General features: G+C 68.5%; 17 protein-coding genes and 2 tRNA genes. 15 read left to right on the plus strand and 4 right to left on the minus strand.

The window, feature by feature from the left end:
- Positions 1-100: 100 nt before the first annotated feature.
- From dnaA to QNO14_RS00050, 10 genes are all read left to right on the plus strand, one after another.
- Positions 101-1,516 carry a chromosomal replication initiator protein DnaA gene (gene dnaA, locus QNO14_RS00005; RefSeq protein WP_257495212.1) on the plus strand — a complete coding sequence of 472 codons (1,416 nt, stop codon included), beginning with the start codon at positions 101-103 and terminating at the stop codon, positions 1,514-1,516.
- 574 nt (positions 1,517-2,090) lie between these two features.
- A complete protein-coding gene (dnaN, locus tag QNO14_RS00010; RefSeq protein WP_257495213.1) occupies positions 2,091-3,242 on the plus strand; it encodes a DNA polymerase III subunit beta in 1,152 nt (383 codons plus the stop codon).
- Positions 3,243-3,291: 49 nt separating this feature from the next.
- Positions 3,292-4,449 carry a DNA replication/repair protein RecF gene (recF, locus tag QNO14_RS00015; protein WP_257495214.1) on the plus strand — a complete coding sequence of 386 codons (1,158 nt, stop codon included), beginning with the start codon at positions 3,292-3,294 and terminating at the stop codon, positions 4,447-4,449.
- On the plus strand, positions 4,442-4,927 hold the full coding sequence (locus QNO14_RS00020; protein ID WP_257495215.1) for a DciA family protein: 486 nt from the start codon (positions 4,442-4,444) through the stop codon (positions 4,925-4,927). The genes recF and QNO14_RS00020 overlap by 8 nt, the downstream gene beginning before the upstream one ends.
- 122 nt (positions 4,928-5,049) lie before the next feature.
- Entirely contained in the window at positions 5,050-7,089 is a 2,040-nt protein-coding gene (gyrB, locus tag QNO14_RS00025) for a DNA topoisomerase (ATP-hydrolyzing) subunit B (RefSeq protein WP_257495216.1), read from the plus strand.
- 33 nt (positions 7,090-7,122) lie between these two features.
- Positions 7,123-9,720 (plus strand): DNA gyrase subunit A, encoded by a 2,598-nt coding sequence (gene gyrA / locus QNO14_RS00030; protein WP_257495217.1) that lies wholly within the window; start codon positions 7,123-7,125, stop codon positions 9,718-9,720.
- Positions 9,717-10,121: a DUF3566 domain-containing protein gene (locus QNO14_RS00035; RefSeq protein WP_257495218.1), complete on the plus strand. Its 405-nt coding sequence runs from the start codon at positions 9,717-9,719 to the stop codon at positions 10,119-10,121. The genes gyrA and QNO14_RS00035 overlap by 4 nt, the downstream gene beginning before the upstream one ends.
- Positions 10,122-10,205: 84 nt before the next feature.
- A tRNA-Ile gene (locus tag QNO14_RS00040) sits at positions 10,206-10,279 on the plus strand.
- Positions 10,280-10,291: 12 nt separating this feature from the next.
- A tRNA-Ala gene (locus QNO14_RS00045) sits at positions 10,292-10,364 on the plus strand.
- Between the two features lie 156 nt (positions 10,365-10,520).
- The gene (locus tag QNO14_RS00050; protein WP_257495219.1) at positions 10,521-10,943 is read left to right on the plus strand and encodes an NUDIX hydrolase; all 423 of its coding nucleotides are present in this window, start codon (positions 10,521-10,523) and stop codon (positions 10,941-10,943) included.
- Here QNO14_RS00050 and QNO14_RS00055 read toward each other — a convergent pair.
- Positions 10,936-11,436 (minus strand): aminoacyl-tRNA deacylase, encoded by a 501-nt coding sequence (locus QNO14_RS00055; protein ID WP_257495220.1) that lies wholly within the window; start codon positions 11,434-11,436, stop codon positions 10,936-10,938. The genes QNO14_RS00050 and QNO14_RS00055 overlap by 8 nt on opposite strands.
- The gene (locus QNO14_RS00060) at positions 11,433-12,020 is read right to left on the minus strand and encodes a DNA helicase (RefSeq protein WP_257495221.1); all 588 of its coding nucleotides are present in this window, start codon (positions 12,018-12,020) and stop codon (positions 11,433-11,435) included. Before QNO14_RS00060 ends, QNO14_RS00055 begins: the two co-directional genes overlap by 4 nt.
- Positions 12,021-12,124: 104 nt before the next feature.
- Between QNO14_RS00060 and QNO14_RS00065 the strand changes: the two genes are divergently transcribed.
- Positions 12,125-12,682: a peptidylprolyl isomerase gene (locus QNO14_RS00065; RefSeq protein WP_257495222.1), complete on the plus strand. Its 558-nt coding sequence runs from the start codon at positions 12,125-12,127 to the stop codon at positions 12,680-12,682.
- A 19-nt stretch (positions 12,683-12,701) separates the two neighbouring features.
- A complete protein-coding gene (locus tag QNO14_RS00070; RefSeq protein ID WP_257495223.1) occupies positions 12,702-13,568 on the plus strand; it encodes a rhomboid family intramembrane serine protease in 867 nt (288 codons plus the stop codon).
- A gap of 81 nt (positions 13,569-13,649) precedes the next feature.
- Here QNO14_RS00070 and QNO14_RS00075 read toward each other — a convergent pair whose 3' ends face one another.
- Positions 13,650-13,889 carry a cell division protein CrgA gene (locus QNO14_RS00075; protein WP_257495224.1) on the minus strand — a complete coding sequence of 80 codons (240 nt, stop codon included), beginning with the start codon at positions 13,887-13,889 and terminating at the stop codon, positions 13,650-13,652.
- A 53-nt stretch (positions 13,890-13,942) separates the two neighbouring features.
- Here QNO14_RS00075 and QNO14_RS00080 point away from each other — a divergent pair, with 53 nt between their 5' ends.
- Genes QNO14_RS00080 through QNO14_RS00090 form a run of 3 tightly spaced genes read left to right on the plus strand, consistent with a single transcriptional unit; the run spans position 13,943 to position 15,518 of the window.
- A complete protein-coding gene (locus tag QNO14_RS00080) occupies positions 13,943-14,725 on the plus strand; it encodes a class E sortase (protein ID WP_257507010.1) in 783 nt (260 codons plus the stop codon).
- On the plus strand, positions 14,725-14,880 hold the full coding sequence (locus QNO14_RS00085; RefSeq protein WP_257495226.1) for a hypothetical protein: 156 nt from the start codon (positions 14,725-14,727) through the stop codon (positions 14,878-14,880). Before QNO14_RS00080 ends, QNO14_RS00085 begins: the two co-directional genes overlap by 1 nt.
- Before the next feature lie 8 nt (positions 14,881-14,888).
- Entirely contained in the window at positions 14,889-15,518 is a 630-nt protein-coding gene (locus QNO14_RS00090; protein ID WP_374114018.1) for an anthranilate synthase component II, read from the plus strand.
- Here QNO14_RS00090 and pknB read toward each other — a convergent pair.
- Complete coding sequence (gene pknB / locus QNO14_RS00095; RefSeq protein ID WP_257495430.1) at positions 15,515-17,218, minus strand: Stk1 family PASTA domain-containing Ser/Thr kinase; 1,704 nt, start codon at positions 17,216-17,218, stop codon at positions 15,515-15,517. The genes QNO14_RS00090 and pknB overlap by 4 nt on opposite strands.
- Positions 17,219-17,233: the final 15 nt, after the last annotated feature.

Here is a 17,233-nt window from a genome sequence, read left to right on the forward strand (position 1 = left end):
AGGCGAGGTTGCCTGATTAGCGTTGCCCCCGCACGTTATCCACAGGCCCGCCCCCTCCGCGTGCGGCGGATGCCACGGCGCATCGATCCCCGGAGGCGCAATGTCACAGCCCGATCTTCCAGACGTTCCCGTCTGGCGAGCTGTGCTCGGCGAACTCTCCCACGATGATCGGGTCACCCCTCAGCTGCAGGGTTTCCTCAGCCTCGCCGTGGCGCAGGGGGTCATGAGCGGGACCCTCTACCTCGACGTGCCCAATGAACTCACCGCCGCGCAGCTGAACAAGCGTCTGCGCGCGCCGATCATGGAGGCTCTCGCCCGCGTCGACGCCCAGCCGGCGGCATCCACCTTCCGTGTGGTGGTCAACCCCGAGCTCGCCGACATCCATCTGAACGCCCCCGCCCCGCTGCAGCCGGCGCCCGCCCCCGTCATCGTGCGCAGCCCCATCGTCGAGGAGCCGGAGCCGATCGCCCCGCCCTCGCGCAGCGACACCCGACTCAATCCGAAGTACACCTTCGACAACTTCGTCATCGGTCAGTCGAACCGCTTCGCGCACGCGGCAGCGGTCGCCGTGGCCGAAGCACCCGCGAAGGCGTACAACCCCCTGTTCATCTACGGCGACTCGGGGCTCGGCAAGACGCACCTCCTCCACGCGATCGGCGAGTACGGGCTCAGCCTCTACCCCGGCATCCGCGTGAGGTACGTCTCGAGCGAGGAGTTCACGAACGACTTCATCAACTCCATCGCCAACAACCGCGGTGCCGCCTTCCAGGCGCGGTATCGCGAGGTCGACATCCTGCTCATCGACGACATCCAGTTCCTGCAGGGTCGCGCCGAGACGCAGGAGGCGTTCTTCCACACCTTCAACACGCTGCACGACCACGACAAGCAGGTCGTGATCACCAGCGATGTGCCCCCGCGACACCTCACGGGGTTCGAGGACCGCATGCGCAGCCGCTTCGAGTGGGGCCTGATCACCGACGTGCAGGCGCCCGACCTCGAGACGCGTATCGCGATCCTCCGCAAGAAGGCACAGTCCGAGCGGCTTCTCGTGCCCGACGAGGTGCTGGAGTACATCGCGACGAAGGTGTCCTCCAACATCCGGGAGCTCGAGGGAGCCCTGATCCGCGTCTCGGCCTTCGCGAGTCTCAACCGATCGGCCCTCGACATCGCGCTGGCGCAGACGGTGCTCCGCGACATCGTGGACCACGACGATGCCAATGTCGTCTCCCCCACCGACATCATCACGGCCACGGCGCAATACTTCCGGCTGTCGGTCGACGACCTGTACGGGTCGAGCCGGTCGCAGGCCGTCGCCACCGCCCGCCAGATCGCCATGTACCTGTGTCGCGAACGGACGAGCCTCTCGCTGCCCAAGATCGGGCAGCTGTTCGGCAACCGCGATCACACCACGGTCATGTACGCCTATAAGAAGATCAGCGAGCTCATGAAGGAGCGGCGCTCGATCTACAACCAGGTGTCGGAGATCACCACGCAGCTCGGTCGCAACGGCCGCTGACGGGCGCTCGACGCCCTCCCGCTACCGCGACGCCCGGCGTCGCGGTAGCCGTCGCAGCGGGCCGCTTCGGCGCGCCCTGCCGGTGCGCCCTGTGCTGCGCTCTGCCGTCCCGCGGCATCCCTCGCGGCCTGCTCCGCCCGCTCGCGCTCATTCCCCCTCGCGCATGTCTGCGGGCCCGGCATATGCGATCTCGTGGCGCTTGACAGGGTACCTGCGGGGTCCGATCATCCGGTTCTACACAGTGTGGAAAACCTGTGGATAAATGTGGGACGCGCCGACAAGATTGTGAGTGGATCCGACCGGCCTGTGGATGACAAGAGTTTTCGAGCACCGCCCTGCAGCCCTTGCAATCACGCGAATCCGCAGCCATTTCACAAGTCACACGCGTGTAGTTCGGTTGTGCCGACAGGGATCGACGAAGTTATCCACAGTTTCCACAGCTGTTAACAAGATGACAGAACCTTCTCTATGAATTCCGGGTCCATCACCGTGACGCCGCTGCGATCGACGTCTTCCGGGGCAGCGGCTTCGTGGCGCTAGCATTGGAGGCCCTACCGCCATCAAGGGAGCACCTGTGAAGTTCCACGTCAATCGCGATGTCTTCAGCGAGGCCGTGTCGTTCGTCGTGAAGCTTCTGCCGCAGCGCAATCCGCAGCCGATCCTCGCGGGCGTGCTCATCGAAGCCACCGACGCCGGCCTGTCACTCTCGGCTTTCGACTACGAGGCATCCGCCCGAACGACGATCGACGCGACTGTCGACGAGCCGGGCACGATCCTGGTGCACGGGCGCCTCCTCGCCGACATCGCCAGCAAGCTTCCGCAGGCCCCGGTGCAGATGAGCCTCGAAGAAGACGGCGGCATCCTGCTCACCTGCGGGTCGGCTCGGTTCACCCTGTCGTCCATGCCGGTGCAGGAGTACCCCGCGATCCCTGAGGTGTCGGGAGAATCGGGCCTCGTCCCCGCCGACGATTTCGCCACCGCCATCGCCCAGGTCGCCTTCGCCGCCTCCCGCGACGACGTGACCCCGGTGCTCACCGGCGTGCAGCTCGAGGTCTCGGGCACGCAGCTCAGCCTCGTCGCCACCGACCGCTATCGCGTGGCGCTGCGCGAACTGCCGTGGGACGGCGGCTCTGCGGCATCCGACGAAACGACGACCGCGCTCGTTCCGGCTCGCACCCTGACCGAAGTCGGAAAGACCTTCGCGCACTCCGGCGACATCTCGATCGCCTTCTCCGGCACCGGTGACCGCGAGATCATCGCGTTCACCTCCGGAAACAAGACGGTCACATCGCTGCTGATCAAGGGCAACTTCCCGCCGGTGCGCCGCCTGTTCCCCGAGCAGACTGAGCACCACGCCGTGGTCAACACCGCAGATCTGGTCGAAGCGGTGCGCCGTGTGTCCCTCGTGCTCGACCGTTCGGCGCCACTGCGGTTCACGTTCACGGTCGACAGCGTCTCGATGGACGCCTCAGGCACCGAACAGGCTCGGGCGACCGAGTCCGTGGATGCCACGCTCGTCGGCGAGGACGTCACCCTGGGCCTGAACCCCCAGTACCTCATCGAGGCTCTCGGCGCCGTCCGCAGCGAGTTCACCCGCATCACGTTCACCTCCAGCGAGAACGCCAACAAGCTCAGCCCGGTGCTGATCACGGCGCAGACGTCGGTGGACAAGGCGGGCGAAGGATCGTTCAAGTACCTGCTGCAGCCCAACCTGCTCCTGCGCTGACCCGCCGCCCGCCCGGCGGCCTGTCGGACCGGCGAACTAAGGTGATTCGGTGATCGTCGAGCAGCTCAGCCTCGTGGACTTCCGCAATTACGCGGCGGCCGACGTCGCACTGTCGCCGGGGGCCAACGTCTTCGTCGGCCGCAACGGCCAGGGCAAGACGAACCTGGTCGAGGCGATCGCGTTCTTCGCCACGCTGGGGTCGCACCGCGTCTCGAACGACGCGCCGATGGTGCGCGACGGGGCGGATGCCGCGATCGTCCGAGCCCGGCTCGCTCACGGTGAGCGACGCGTGCAGCTCGAAGCCCAGGTGAACCGCCAGGGATCGAACAAGGCGCGGGTCAACGGTGCCCCGGTGAAGCCCGCAGAGCTGCCGCGCTACGCGCAGGTGGTGCTGTTCGCCCCGGAAGACCTGCAGATCGTGCGCGGCGATCCCTCTGCCCGCCGCCGTTTCGCCGATCAGCTGCTCATCCAGCGCAGCCCGCGCATGGCGGGAGTGCTCGCCGACTACGATCGCGTGCTCAAGCAGCGCACCGCCCTGCTGAAGTCCGCGAGAGCACGGGGTGTCCGCGGCGACGCGCTGGCGACCCTCGACGTCTGGGATGACAAGCTCGTCACGCTCGGCACGCAGGTCATCCGCGCCCGGCTGGCATTGGCGGCCGAACTCACCCAGCCTCTGGTCGACGCCTACTCCTCCATCGCCGGCGCCGACCACAGCCCGGAACTCGTCTGGGCATTGTCGGTGGACGGCGCGGATCCCGAAGAGGATGCGGCGTCAGCCGCGACCGCCTCAGACGCGACCGCCGTCGAAGCGCTCTTCCGCTCCGCCCTCGCCGCGCGCCGCACCGCGGAGCTCGAGCGCGGTCTCACCCTCACCGGCCCCCATCGCGACGACATGCTGCTGCGGGTACGGGGCCTGCCGGTGAAGGGATACGCCTCGCACGGGGAATCGTGGTCGGTGGCGCTCGCCCTGCGCCTGGCATCCGCGCAGTTGCTGCGGGCGGAATCCCGGCTCGGGGACCCCGTGCTGATTCTCGACGACGTCTTCGCCGAGCTCGACGCTGATCGCCGCAGCCGGCTGGCCGGGCTCGTCGCCGATTACGAGCAGGTGGTCGTCACCGCCGCGGTCGAAGAAGATGTGCCGCAGGCGCTGCGCGCACGGACCGTCCGGGTCGAGGCGGGTCGCATCGTGGAGGCCGAGCATGACTGACCCGACGCGCATTCCCGAGACCATCGCCACCTACATGCGGCTGCGGGGACTCGAGCCGACGCAGCGCTCACGGCGTCGCCGCCGACCCGTGACCGATGACGAGAACGCTCCCTTCACCCCCGGACGCGATCCCCACGGTCTCGGCGACATCGTCGCGGACCTCACCCGCGCCGCCGGATGGAACTCGCAGCTCGCCCGCGAGGACCTGGTGCTGCAGTGGGAGCAGGTCGCCGGCGAGGAGACCGCGCGCCACGCCTCGCCGGTGGCGCTGGGCGACGGCGTGCTCACGGTGCAATGCGATTCCACCGCGTGGGCGCGGCAGCTCACCCTCATGCGCGCGACCATCGTCACCGAGATCGTGCGGCGCTTCCCCGAGGCGGGGGTGTCGAGCATCCGCTTCGTGGGGCCGGACGTCCCCTCCTGGAAATGGGGTCGCAGAGCGATTCCAGGGCGCGGTCCCCGCGATACATACGGTTGACCCACGATCTGGGCCATTCCGACGATTTTCATCGCGCCACAGGGGCATTCAGGCCGCGGACGAGCCACGAAACCCGATAGACTGGACGCTCACGCACGATCGATGTGGAGCGCTCGAAACCTATGACGTCTCAGAATCCCGACAGCGTTTCCGAAGAACCCGAATCGCGGACGGCGCCGGCACGGGACAGCGCGTACGGCGCGGATGAGATTCAGGTCCTCGAGGGTCTCGAAGCGGTCCGCAAGCGTCCCGGCATGTACATCGGCTCCACGGGCGAGCGAGGACTCCACCACCTGGTGTACGAGATCGTCGACAACTCCGTCGACGAGGCCCTCGCCGGGTACTGCGACACCATCCGGGTGACGATCCTGCCCGACGGCGGCATCCGCGTCGTGGACAACGGTCGTGGCATCCCCGTCGACATCCACCGCACCGAGGGCAAGTCCACGGTCGAGGTCGTGCTCACCGTGCTGCACGCCGGCGGCAAGTTCGGCGGCGGCGGATACGCGGTCTCCGGCGGCCTGCACGGCGTCGGCTCCTCGGTGGTCAACGCGCTGTCGAGCCGACTCGAGGTCGAGGTCAAGCGGCAGGGTCACGCGTGGCGTCAGTCGTATCGCGACGGCGGCGTCCCGCAGGCGCCCCTCGCGCAGGCCGAGGAGACCTCCGAGACCGGGACGATGATCGAGTTCTGGCCGGATGACACGATCTTCGAGTCCGTGCACTTCGACTACGACACGCTGCGCACCCGCTTCCAGCAGACGGCCTTCCTCAACAAGGGCCTGCGCATCACACTCACCGACGAGCGTCCCGACTCCGTGTACATGGTGGATCTCCCCGACGGCACAGCCGTCGAGCACCAGCCGCACGACGACTTCCACTACGAGCGCGGCCTCGTCGACTACGTCGAGTACCTCAACAAGGTGCGCAAGGCCGAGGTCGTCAACGACGAGATCATCGAGATCGAGTCCGAGGACCGGGTGCGCCACATCGCGCTCGAACTGGCGATGCAGTGGACGACGAGCTACACCGAGAACGTCTACACCTTCGCCAACACGATCAACACCCACGAGGGCGGCACGCACGAAGAGGGCTTCCGTGCGGCGCTGACCACCCTGGTCAACCGCTACGCGCGGGCGAACAACATGCTCAAGGAGAAGGACGACAACCTCACCGGCGAGGACATCCGTGAGGGACTCACGGCCGTCATCTCGGTGAAGCTCTCCGAGCCGCAGTTCGAGGGCCAGACCAAGACGAAGCTGGGCAACACCGAGGCGAAGGCGTTCGTGCAGAAGGTCGTGGGCGATCAGCTCACCGACTGGCTCGATCGCAACCCCGCCCAGGCCAAGCGCGTGATCGGCAAGGCGATCGACGCCGCCACCGCACGTCTGGCCGCCCGCAAGGCCCGCGAGACGGCCCGTCGCAAGAGCGTCTTCGAGTCGGCATCCATGCCGGACAAGCTGAAGGACTGCACCAGCAAGGATCCCTCGATCAGCGAGATCTTCCTCGTCGAGGGTGACTCCGCCGGCGGCTCCGCGGTGAGCGGACGCGACCCCGAGCGCCAGGCCATCCTGTCGCTCCGCGGCAAGATCCTCAACGTCGAGAAGGCGCGCCTTGACCGCGCGCTCGGCAACGCCGAGATCCAGGCGATGATCTCGGCCTTCGGCACCGGGATCGGCGAGGACTTCTCCGTCGACAAGGCGCGCTATCACAAGATCGTGCTGATGGCGGATGCCGACGTCGACGGCCAGCACATCACGACCCTGCTGCTGACGCTGCTCTTCCGCTACATGCGCGGGCTGATCGAGGCCGGCTTCGTCTACCTCGCGCAGCCGCCGCTGTACCGACTGAAGTGGACGAACTCCGACCACGAATACGTCTACAGCGACCGGGAGCGCGACGCCCTGATGGCCGAGGGTATCGCCGCCGGCAAGCGGATCCCGAAGGACAACGGCGTGCAGCGCTACAAGGGTCTGGGCGAGATGAACGCCAAGGAGCTGTGGGAGACCACGATGGACCCCGAGACCCGCACTCTGCGGCAGGTGACGATCGACGATGCCGCCGCGGCGGACGAGATCTTCTCGGTGCTCATGGGCGAGGACGTCGAGGCGCGGCGCGGATTCATCCAGCGCAACGCCAAGGACGTCCGCTTCCTGGACATCTGAGCGCGGCACGAGCGGAATCGGAACTGAGACGACATGACTGACGACAAGCGCCCCGCCCCGATCGACGGGTACGAGCACGGCAACATCGACCAGGTCGACCTGCAGGTCGAGATGCAGCGCAGCTACCTCGACTACGCCATGAGCGTGATCGTGGGCCGCGCGCTGCCCGACGTGCGCGATGGGCTGAAGCCCGTGCACCGCCGCGTGATCTACGGCATGTACGACGGCGGCTACCGCCCAGACAAGGCGTTCTCGAAGTGCGCCCGCGTCGTGGGCGAGGTGATGGGTCAGTACCACCCGCACGGTGACAGCGCGATCTACGACGCCCTCGTGCGCCTCGTGCAGCCGTGGTCGCTGCGCTACCCGCTCGCCGACGGCCAGGGCAACTTCGGCTCTCCGGGGAACATGGGCGCCGCAGCCCCGCGATACACCGAGACCAAGATGGCGCAGCTGGCGCTCGAGATGGTCCGCGACATCGACGAGGAGACCGTCGATTTCGAGGACAACTACGACGGCCGCACACAGGAGCCGTCCGTGCTCCCCGCCCGGTTCCCGAACCTGCTCGTCAACGGCTCGGTCGGCATCGCGGTCGGCATGGCGACCAACATCCCGCCGCACAACCTGCGTGAGGTCGCCGACGGTGCGCTGTGGGCGCTGGAGAACCCGGAAGCCACCCGTGAGGAGCTGCTCGAGGCGCTCATGCAGCGCATCCCCGGCCCCGACTTCCCCACCGGCGCGCAGATCCTCGGCACCCGCGGCATCCGCGAAGCGCAGCGCACGGGGCGCGGCTCGATCACCATGCGCGCGGTCGTCTCCGTGGAGGAGATCCAGGGACGCACGTGCCTCGTGGTCACGGAGCTGCCCTACCAGGTGAACCCCGACAACGTCGCGGCGAAGATCCGGGACCTCGCCCGTGACGGCAAGCTCCACGGCATCGCCGACATCCGCGACGAGACCTCCGACCGCACGGGCCAGCGCCTGGTCATCGTCCTCAAGCGCGACGCGGTGGCGAAGGTCGTGCTGAACAACCTGTACAAGCACACGCAGCTGCAGGAGAACTTCGGCGCGAACATGCTCGCCATCGTCGACGGCGTGCCGCGCACGCTGCCGCTGGACGGGTTCGTCTCGTACTGGATCGAGCACCAGGTCGAAGTGATCGTGCGGCGCACTCGCTACCGCCTGCGCGAAGCCGAGAAGCGCATGCACATCCTGCGCGGCTACCTGAAGGCCCTCGACGCCCTGGACGAGGTCATCGCGCTCATCCGCCGCTCCCCGACCGTCGACGAGGCGCGCGAGGGTCTGAAGGTGCTGCTGGAGATCGACGACGACCAGGCCGATGCCATCCTGTCGATGCAGCTGCGTCGCCTGGCGGCCCTCGAGCGACAGAAGATCGTCGACGAGGCCACGGCCCTCGAGATCAAGATCTCGGACTACAACAGCATCCTCGCGAGCCCTCTGCGTCAGCGCGAGATCATCCGCGACGAACTGACCGGCATCGTGGACAAGTTCGGTGACGAGCGTCGCACGCACATCCTCCACGGGTTCGACGGCGACATGTCGATCGAGGACCTCATCCCCGAAGAGGAGATGGTCGTCACCGTCACCCGCGCCGGCTACATCAAGCGCACGCGCAGTGACAACTACCGCTCGCAGCACCGCGGCGGCAAGGGCGTCAAGGGCGCCCAGCTGCGCGCCGACGACGTGGTGGAGCACTTCTTCGTCACCACGACGCACCACTGGCTGCTGTTCTTCACGACGAAGGGCCGCGTCTATCGCTCGAAGGGCTACGAGGTGCCCGAGGCCGGGCGCGATGCCAAGGGCCAGCACGTGGCCAATCTGCTGGCGCTGCAGCCCGACGAGGAGATCGCCCAGATCCTCGACATCCGCGACTACACGGCCGCGACGTATCTGGTGCTCGCCACCCGGGGCGGCCTGGTCAAGAAGACGCGCCTGACCGAGTACGACACCAACCGCCAGGGCGGCATCATCGCAATCCGCCTGCGCGAGGACGACGAGGTCGTCAGCGCGCTGCTCGTGGACGAGACCGACGACGTGCTGCTCATCTCGCGGCACGGCATGTCGCTGCGCTTCACCGCGACCGATGAGTCCCTGCGCCCCATGGGGCGCAGCACAGAGGGCGTGAAGGGCATGTCCTTCCGGGGCGACGACAGCCTGCTCTCGGCATCCGTCGCCCACGACGACGGCTACGTCTTCGTCGTGACCGAGGGCGGCTACGCCAAGCGCACGAGCATCGGCGAGTACCGGGTGCAGGGCCGCGGCGGCCTGGGCATCAAGGTGGCCAAGCTGAACGAGGACCGCGGAGACCTGGCCGGCGGCCTCATCGTCGGCGAGGAGGACGAGGTGCTCGTGGTTCTTGCCAGCGGCAAGGTGGTACGCTCTGCCGTGGCCGAGGTGCCTGCCAAGGGCCGCGACACCATGGGTGTCGTGTTCGCACGCCCGGACGACGAGGATCGCATCCTGGCGATCGCCCGCAACGGAGAGCGTGGCCTGGCCGAGCGAGCCGAGGCGGCAGTGGATGCCGATGCGGCGGTGGATGCCGATGCGGCGGCCGCCGGACCCGCAGACGGGACCGCCTCCCCCGAGACCCCGGAAGAGAGTACTGACGCATGAGCACGGTAGCCGACAAGCTGGCTAAGAAGTCCTCCAGCAAGACCAGCTCCAAGCAGGTGCGGCTGCGCCTGGTGTACGTGGACTTCTGGTCCGCGGTGAAGCTGTCGTTCCTGGCCTCGGTGGCCCTCGCGATCGTGACGGTCGTGTCGATCTTCCTGGTCTACCTGGTGCTCGAGGCCACCACGCTGCTGGCGAAGCTCGACGAGCTCTTCGTGGCATTCACCGACGGCACGGTCTCGCTCACATCGTTCATCGGACTCCCGCAGGTGATGGCGTTCGCCGCCGTCATCGCGATCCTCAACCTCATCGTCTTCACGGTGCTGGGCGCGGTCGTGGCGGGCATCTACAACCTGATGGTGAAGATCACCGGCGGCCTGCTCGTCGGGTTCACCTCCAACTGACGCGCCCGGGCGCGACTCGGTTTCGTGAAACCGGGTCGCGTCGGGTAAAGTCTTGGAGGTTGCCGATGAGAAATCGCGGCAGACGGGGCTATAGCTCAGGCGGTTAGAGCGCTTCACTGATAATGAAGAGGTCCCAGGTTCAAGTCCTGGTAGCCCCACAACACAGCCCCGGGGCCTTAGCTCAGTTGGTAGAGCGCCTGCTTTGCAAGCAGGATGTCAGGAGTTCGAATCTCCTAGGCTCCACAGTCGAGAAAGCGCCGTCCTCCGGGGCGGCGCTTTCCGTATGCCCCACCGCCCCGCGGGCCGGGACCCGGGGTGTGTGGCCGTACCCTAACCGATGCCCACCGCAGGCCGCGACCGCCCCCGGCAGTCCCCCGCCGGCTCGATAGAGTCGCTCGCATGCAACTTCGAGTCGCCGCCTACGCCGTCGTCAGGGATGACGACGACCGCGTGCTGCTGGCGCACTGGAACGAGAACGGCCGCTCCGGCTGGACGATGCCGGGCGGGGGCCTGGAAGCGGGCGAGGACCCCGAGCACGCCGTCCGCCGCGAGGTGCGCGAGGAAACGGGCTACAAGGTCGCCGTCGACGAGCTTCTCGGCATCCACTCGCGGGTCATCCCGGCCTCGCGCCGGCTGGAGGACTCCGAGGAGCCCCTCCACACGCTGCGGATCGTGTACTCCGCCCGGGTGACGGGCGGGCGCCTGCGCGACGAGCTGGACGGATCGACCGACCGTGCGCAGTGGTTCCCGGTCCCGGGGGTATCGCGGCTGCAGCGCGTGAAGCTCGTGGACATCGCGCTGAAGATGGCCGAGGTCAGCTGAGGGGTGCTCCGGGCGGCTCTTCGACGGAGATGTCGGCCACGGTCGCACCGTACGCCGCGATCAGCGCGTCGGCGTCGACGAACAGGCTGTAGCCGGGGGCGCCGGCCCCCATGGCGATGCGCTTGCCCGTGATGCGCTCATCGGCGAACACCGGCCAGTCCACCGTGCTGCCGATGGGGACGATCGTGCCGCGCGCGTACCCGGTCGCGGCGAGGGCGTGGTCGGCGTCGGGGAGCCGCAGCTTGTTCACCCCGACGACGGCGCGGAGCTTCGGCCAGGAGATCACCCGATCGCCGGGCACGAGGGCGAAGAGATAGGTGTCGTCGCTGCGCTTGACCACGAGGGTCTTCACGATGTCGGCGGGGCGGATGCCGAGCAGCGCGGCGGCCTCGGCAAGGCTGCGCGCGGCAGGTCGCTCCCGGAAAGACACCTCGAGCCCGCGCGCCTGTGCGGCGTCGCGGGCTCGAGAGAGACTCTCGGACGGTGTCGTCACGCGTCCGGCGCGCTCAGCGGGTCATCTGCAACCCAGAGCTCGTCGTCGGCGCGCAGCGTCTGCCACGCGGCGTAGGCGACGCCGAGTGCTGCGGAGACTCCGAGGATGATCGCGATGACGCTGCCGGCGCCGATGCGCTTCTTCGGCTCCGGAGCGACGAGAGCGAGCTTCTTGGCAAGCTTCTTCGCGGCATCCTTGCTGTACTTGTCGGCCTTCTTGGAGTACTGCGCCACGTCGGGAGCGGCGAATCCCCGCCCGGCGGCCACCCGCGCACGGGTGTCGTTCGCGGCGTCCCACACCGACATCGCGGAGCCGACGACGGCACCGGCAGCGGGAACGACCTTGTCGTTCAGCACCTGGCGCGACACCTGCGTGGCTTTGGAGACGTACGGGGCGGCGTACTGCCCGTACGCGCCGCTGATGACGGGCATGACATTCTCGCGCCGGTAGTGGCCGAGCTGACGGCTGGCCTCCTTGGCGACGTTGGCCGCCTCACCGACGAGTACCTGCTGGGTTTCCCAGAGGGTGTTCGCCTGCTTCTGGAGCTTGCGGAGTTCCTTCTTGCGCTTGCGGCTGAGGCTCACGAGGGGCCCTCCCTATATCGCTCGGACACGTTTCTCCATATCTTGCCAGACGTGCGCACCCCCAGACGGGAGGGGTTGCACATAACTCTGCGAGAATGTACGACATGGCACTCCCCACTGCGGTCGCGACCCTGCACACCAACCACGGCGACATCGTCGTCAACCTCTTCGGAGACCACGCACCCCGCACGGTGCAGAACTTCATCGGCCTGGCCGACGGAACCGGCGCCTGGACCGATCCCGCCACGGGCAAGCCCGGCGAGGGTCCGCTGTACACGGACGTGATCTTCCACCGCATCATCCCCGGCTTCATGATCCAGGGCGGCGACCCGCTCGGCAAGGGCGTCGGCGGCCCCGGCTACACGTTCGACGACGAGATCCACCCCGAGCTGACCTTCGGCGCGCCGTACCTGCTGGCCATGGCCAACGCGGGCCTTCGCCGCAACGCGATCACCGGCAAGGCCGAGGGCACGAACGGTTCGCAGTTCTTCATCACCACCGACCCCACCCCGTGGCTCAACGGCAAGCACACCATCTTCGGTGAGGTCGCCGACGACGCCTCGCGTGCCGTGGTCGACGAGATCGCCAAGGTTCCGACCGCCGCGGGCGACCGCCCGGTCGAGCCCGTCGTGATCTCCTCCATCGACATCGCGGCCGTCTGAGCGCGGGCCGACTCGGCGCGTGACCTCACCGGACTTCCGCACCAATCCGGAGAACTTCTGCTACCGGCATCCTGACCGGCAGAGCTTCGTGCTGTGCCAGCGGTGCCTGCGCACGATCTGTCCCGAGTGCCAGACGCAGATGCCGGTCGGTGTGATCTGTCCGGAGTGCCTGCGCGATCAGCAGCAGGCGGCGAAGGTCACGCGCATGCCGTCCCGACCGCGGGCGTTCCGCTCGCGGTCGACCGACACCCGGCCGCTCGCGACGTATGCGCTCGTGATCGTCACGTCGGTGATCTCGTTGATCGGCTTGATCCCGGGGGTGGTGGGAGACGCGGTCGGCTCGCTGCTGGCCTTCAACAGCGCGTACCTGCTCCCGGGGTTCGGACTGCAGCCGTGGCGCCTGCTGACCGTGACGTTCGTTCACGCGAGCCTCTGGCATCTCGCGCTGAACATGCTGGCGCTGTGGGCACTGGGGCGCAGTCTCGAACCCCTGCTCGGCCGCGGGCGCTTCCTCGCGCTCTACGGGCTCAGCGCGCTGGGCGGCTCGGTGCTGGTCGCCCTGCTCGCGCCGGGCACCTGGCTCGTCGGCGCCTCGGGCGGCGTGTGGGGACTGCTCGGCGCGATGTTCGTCATCGGGCGGCATCTCGGCGCGAACGTGACGGCCATCGCCGTGCTCCTGGGACTGAACCTTGTCATCACGTTCCTGCCGGGGTCCGGCATCTCGTGGCAGGCGCACATCGGTGGCGGCCTTGTGGGCGCACTCGTGGGGTTCATCTTCGCCCGCACGCGCGCGCTGCGTCAGCGGCGACAGCAGATCTGGCTGCTCGTGGCCGTCGGAGCGGGGTTGCTGGCGTTGCTGGTCATCCCGGCGGCGGTCTACGGATAGTTATCCACAGATTCATCCCCAGCCTGGGGATGAATCACACCGGTGTAATTCACAGGTGTGGAGGGGGTGTGGAGGGTTCGCTCAGCGCCACCGCGTCGTCATCAGGAAGCCGATGAACGCGATGCCGAAGCCGATCACGAGGTTCCACGCGCCGATCCCGGGGATGGGGAACTGCGTGCTGCTCAGGTAGAAGACGAGCACCCACACCAGCCCCAGCAGCATCAGCCCGAACATGATGGGCTTGAACCACACGGGATTGGGGGCGGCGTCGCCCTCGGTGCGCTCGGAGACGGGCTCGCCGGGCTTGTCGGAAGATGCCATGCCGGCCAGTTTAGCCGCAGCGCCTGCTCATACCGCGTCGTTAGGATGCAGACGTGTCCGACCCCACCCCCTCGCCGCTCCGGCGCCGTCGTCGCGCCGCCTCGCGCGGCCGCGTCAGCGTGGTGGGCGTGATCGGTGAGATCCTCATCACCCTCGGCGTCGTGGTGCTGCTCTACGTGGTGTGGCAACTGTGGATCGGCGATGCGATCATCGGCGCAGAGCGTCAGTCGCAGGCCCGCGAGATCACCCGGGAATGGGGGGCCCAGGAGCAAGCGACTCCCGAGGCGACGCCCGCTCCCTCGGCCGATCCGCAGACGGCGGCGCCGGAGCCCGTCGTCCCCGCCGCGGTGGGGGATGCCGAGATCTTCGGTGCCCTCCACATCCCACGGTTCGGAGACGACTGGGTGTTCCCCGTGGCCGAGGGGATCAGCAAGGCGCGGGTTCTCGACCCCATCGGCGTCGGCCACTACCCGGGGACGGCCATGCCGGGGGACATGGGCAACGTCGCACTGGCAGCCCATCGCTACACGCAGGGCGCACCGTTCGAGAACGTGCCGTCGCTGCAGATCGGCGACGCCATCGTGCTCGAGACGGAGGAGGGGTGGTACACGTACCGCTTCCGCAACATGGAGTACGTGCGACCGGATGAGGTGTCGGTGCTGGAGCCGGTGCCGCAGCGTCCGGGGGTCGCCGCGGACGGGCGTTATCTGACCCTGACCACGTGCAGCCCGATGTGGTCCACGGCGGAGCGCCTGGCGGCGTACGCGGTGTTCGAGTCGTTCACTCCGCGCGCCGACGGCGCCCCGGACTCCCTGGCATCCACGGAAGGGGCCTGATGTACGCAGCGCTGTGGCGGATTCTGCCCGGTCCGTGGTGGCTCCGGGTCGTGATCCTGATCCTGCTGGCGGCCGCCGTCGTCTACGCCCTGTTCTTCCACGTCTTCCCGTGGGTCTCGGGCTTCATCGCCCCCGAGGACGTCACGGTCCAGTGAGCGGGCGGGTGCTGGTCGTCGACAACCATGACAGCTTCGTGCACACCCTGATCGGCTACCTCCAGGAGCTCGGTGCGCAGGCACGCGTGGTGGAGGCGGACGAGATCCGCGAGCCGGATGCCGCGATCGCCGGGTTCGCCGGCGTGCTGATCTCACCCGGTCCGGGCACACCCGCCCGTGCCGGCGCGTCGATCGCCGTCGTGCAGGCAGCCGCACGGGCGCAGATGCCGCTTCTGGGCGTGTGCCTGGGCCACCAGGCGCTCGCGGCCGCCTTCGGAGCGGACGTGGGGCGAGCCCCCGAACTCGTCCACGGGATGACCAGCGCCGTGCACCACGACGGTGACCCGCTCTACGCCGGGCTCCCCGATCCCTTCATCGCCGGCAGGTACCACTCGCTGGCGGTCACCGAGCGCACGCTTCCTGCGGACCTGCGGGTCACCAGCCGCACCGCTTCCGGGATCGTGATGGGTCTCACCCACCGCCGCCTTCCCCTGGACGGCGTGCAATTCCACCCCGAGAGCGTGCTCACCGAGGGTGGATACCGGCTGCTCGGCAACTGGCTGGAGCGGGTGGGCGTGGCGGATGCCGCCGGCCGCGGGGCAGGTCTGCAGCCGCACCGGGCGGCATCGGCCGGCTAGGAGCCGGTGCAGTACGTCAGCTCGACCGTGGAGTGGATCGGCACGTCGCCGGGAGCGAGGGACTGCGACAGCACCGTGGGGCCGCCCGGCGTGGCGGGGCACGACGGGTCCTCCACGGGGAGCACCGTGAGCTGCAGGCTGTCGGACTCGAGTTCGCGCGTGGCCGCTTCGAGCGTGTAGCCGGCGACGTTGACGAGGGTCACCCTGCCGGTGGCGACCTCGAGGTTCACCATGGTGCCCTGCGGGACGTCGGTGCCCGCCTCGTACGACGCCCACAGCACGAGGCCTTCGGCCGCTGCCGGGTCGTTGCGCTGAACCGCGCTGCCCGGGCGGAGCCCCGCGTCGACCAGAGCCTGCTCGGCCGCCGCGCGATCGAGGCCCACCAGGGGAGGAACGGCCGTGGTCTCGATGCCGGATGAGACGTACACGTCGACGTCTTCCCCGACCGCCACCGAGGTGCCGACGGCCGGTTCGACGCGGATCACGTTTCCCGCAGCGACGCTGTCGCTGCTCTCATCGATGCGCTGGGGCTGCAGGTCAGCGGCGAGCAGCTGCTCCTCCGCCCGGTCGTAGGACATGTCCACGACGTCCGGGACGATGCGGGCGTTGCTGGGCACGCCTGATCCGGGCGGGATCGTCACGACCCAGAACAGCACCGAGACCAGCAGCACGGCCATGAGCGCCACGCCCGCCCAGATCCACGCCACCGGCGGACCGGGTTGCGTGCGCGTCATCGTCGTGTCGGTGCTCAGCTGCCTGAGCGACCGGGCGGTGTCCTGCGCCTGACGCGGGTCGGGTCCGTACAGCTGGTGGGTGAGCGCGTCGACCTGGCGCCGCGACGGCGCCTTGCCGTCGACGGTCGCGTCGAGCGCCTCACGGAACGCCGCGGCATCCTGGAACCTCTGGAAGGGGTCCTTGGCCAGTGCCCGCAGCACGACGGCGTCGAGGGCGCGGGGCACGGAGGGGTTCACCTCGCTCGGCGCCAGGGGCGTTTCGCTGACGTGCTGGTAGGCCACGGCCACCGGGCTCTCGCCACGGAACGGCTGGCGCCCGGTGAGCAGCTCGTACAGCACCACTCCGGTGGAGTACACGTCGGCGCGCGCGTCGACCGGCTCGCCCTTGGCCTGCTCGGGGGAGAAGTAGGCGGCGGTGCCGAGGATGGCGGTCGTGTCGGCGACGGTCGATGACGAGTCCGACACCGCCCGGGCGATGCCGAAGTCCATGACCTTCACCTGGCCGGAGTCGGTCACCATCACGTTGCCGGGCTTGATGTCGCGGTGGACGACACCGGCACGGTGCGAATACTCCAGGGCTTCGAGGATGCCGTCGACGTAGCGCACCGCCGTGTCGACGGGGAGCGGGCCCTCTGAGACGAGATCCTTCAGCAGCACGCCCTGGACGAGCTCCATGACGATGTAGGGAAGCGGGTGCACCGAGCCATCCGGGTCGGTCTCGGTGTCTTCGCCGGCGTCGTACACCCGCACGATGGTGGGGTGGGACATGCGGGATGCCGCCTGCGCCTCGAGCCGGAAGCGGGTGCGGAAGGCACTGTCCTCGGCCAGCTCGCGCTTGAGGATCTTGACGGCGACGGCGCGCCCGAGAGTGAGGTCGTAACCCCGGTAGACACGGGCCATGCCGCCCCGGCCGATGGGTTCGTCGACGCGATAGCGTCCCGACAGCACGCGCGGCTCAGCCGACACGGTCACCCCCCTGAG

This window comes from Microbacterium sp. zg-Y625 (assembly GCF_030246925.1).
Classification (GTDB): Bacteria; Actinomycetota; Actinomycetes; order Actinomycetales; family Microbacteriaceae; genus Microbacterium; species Microbacterium jiangjiandongii.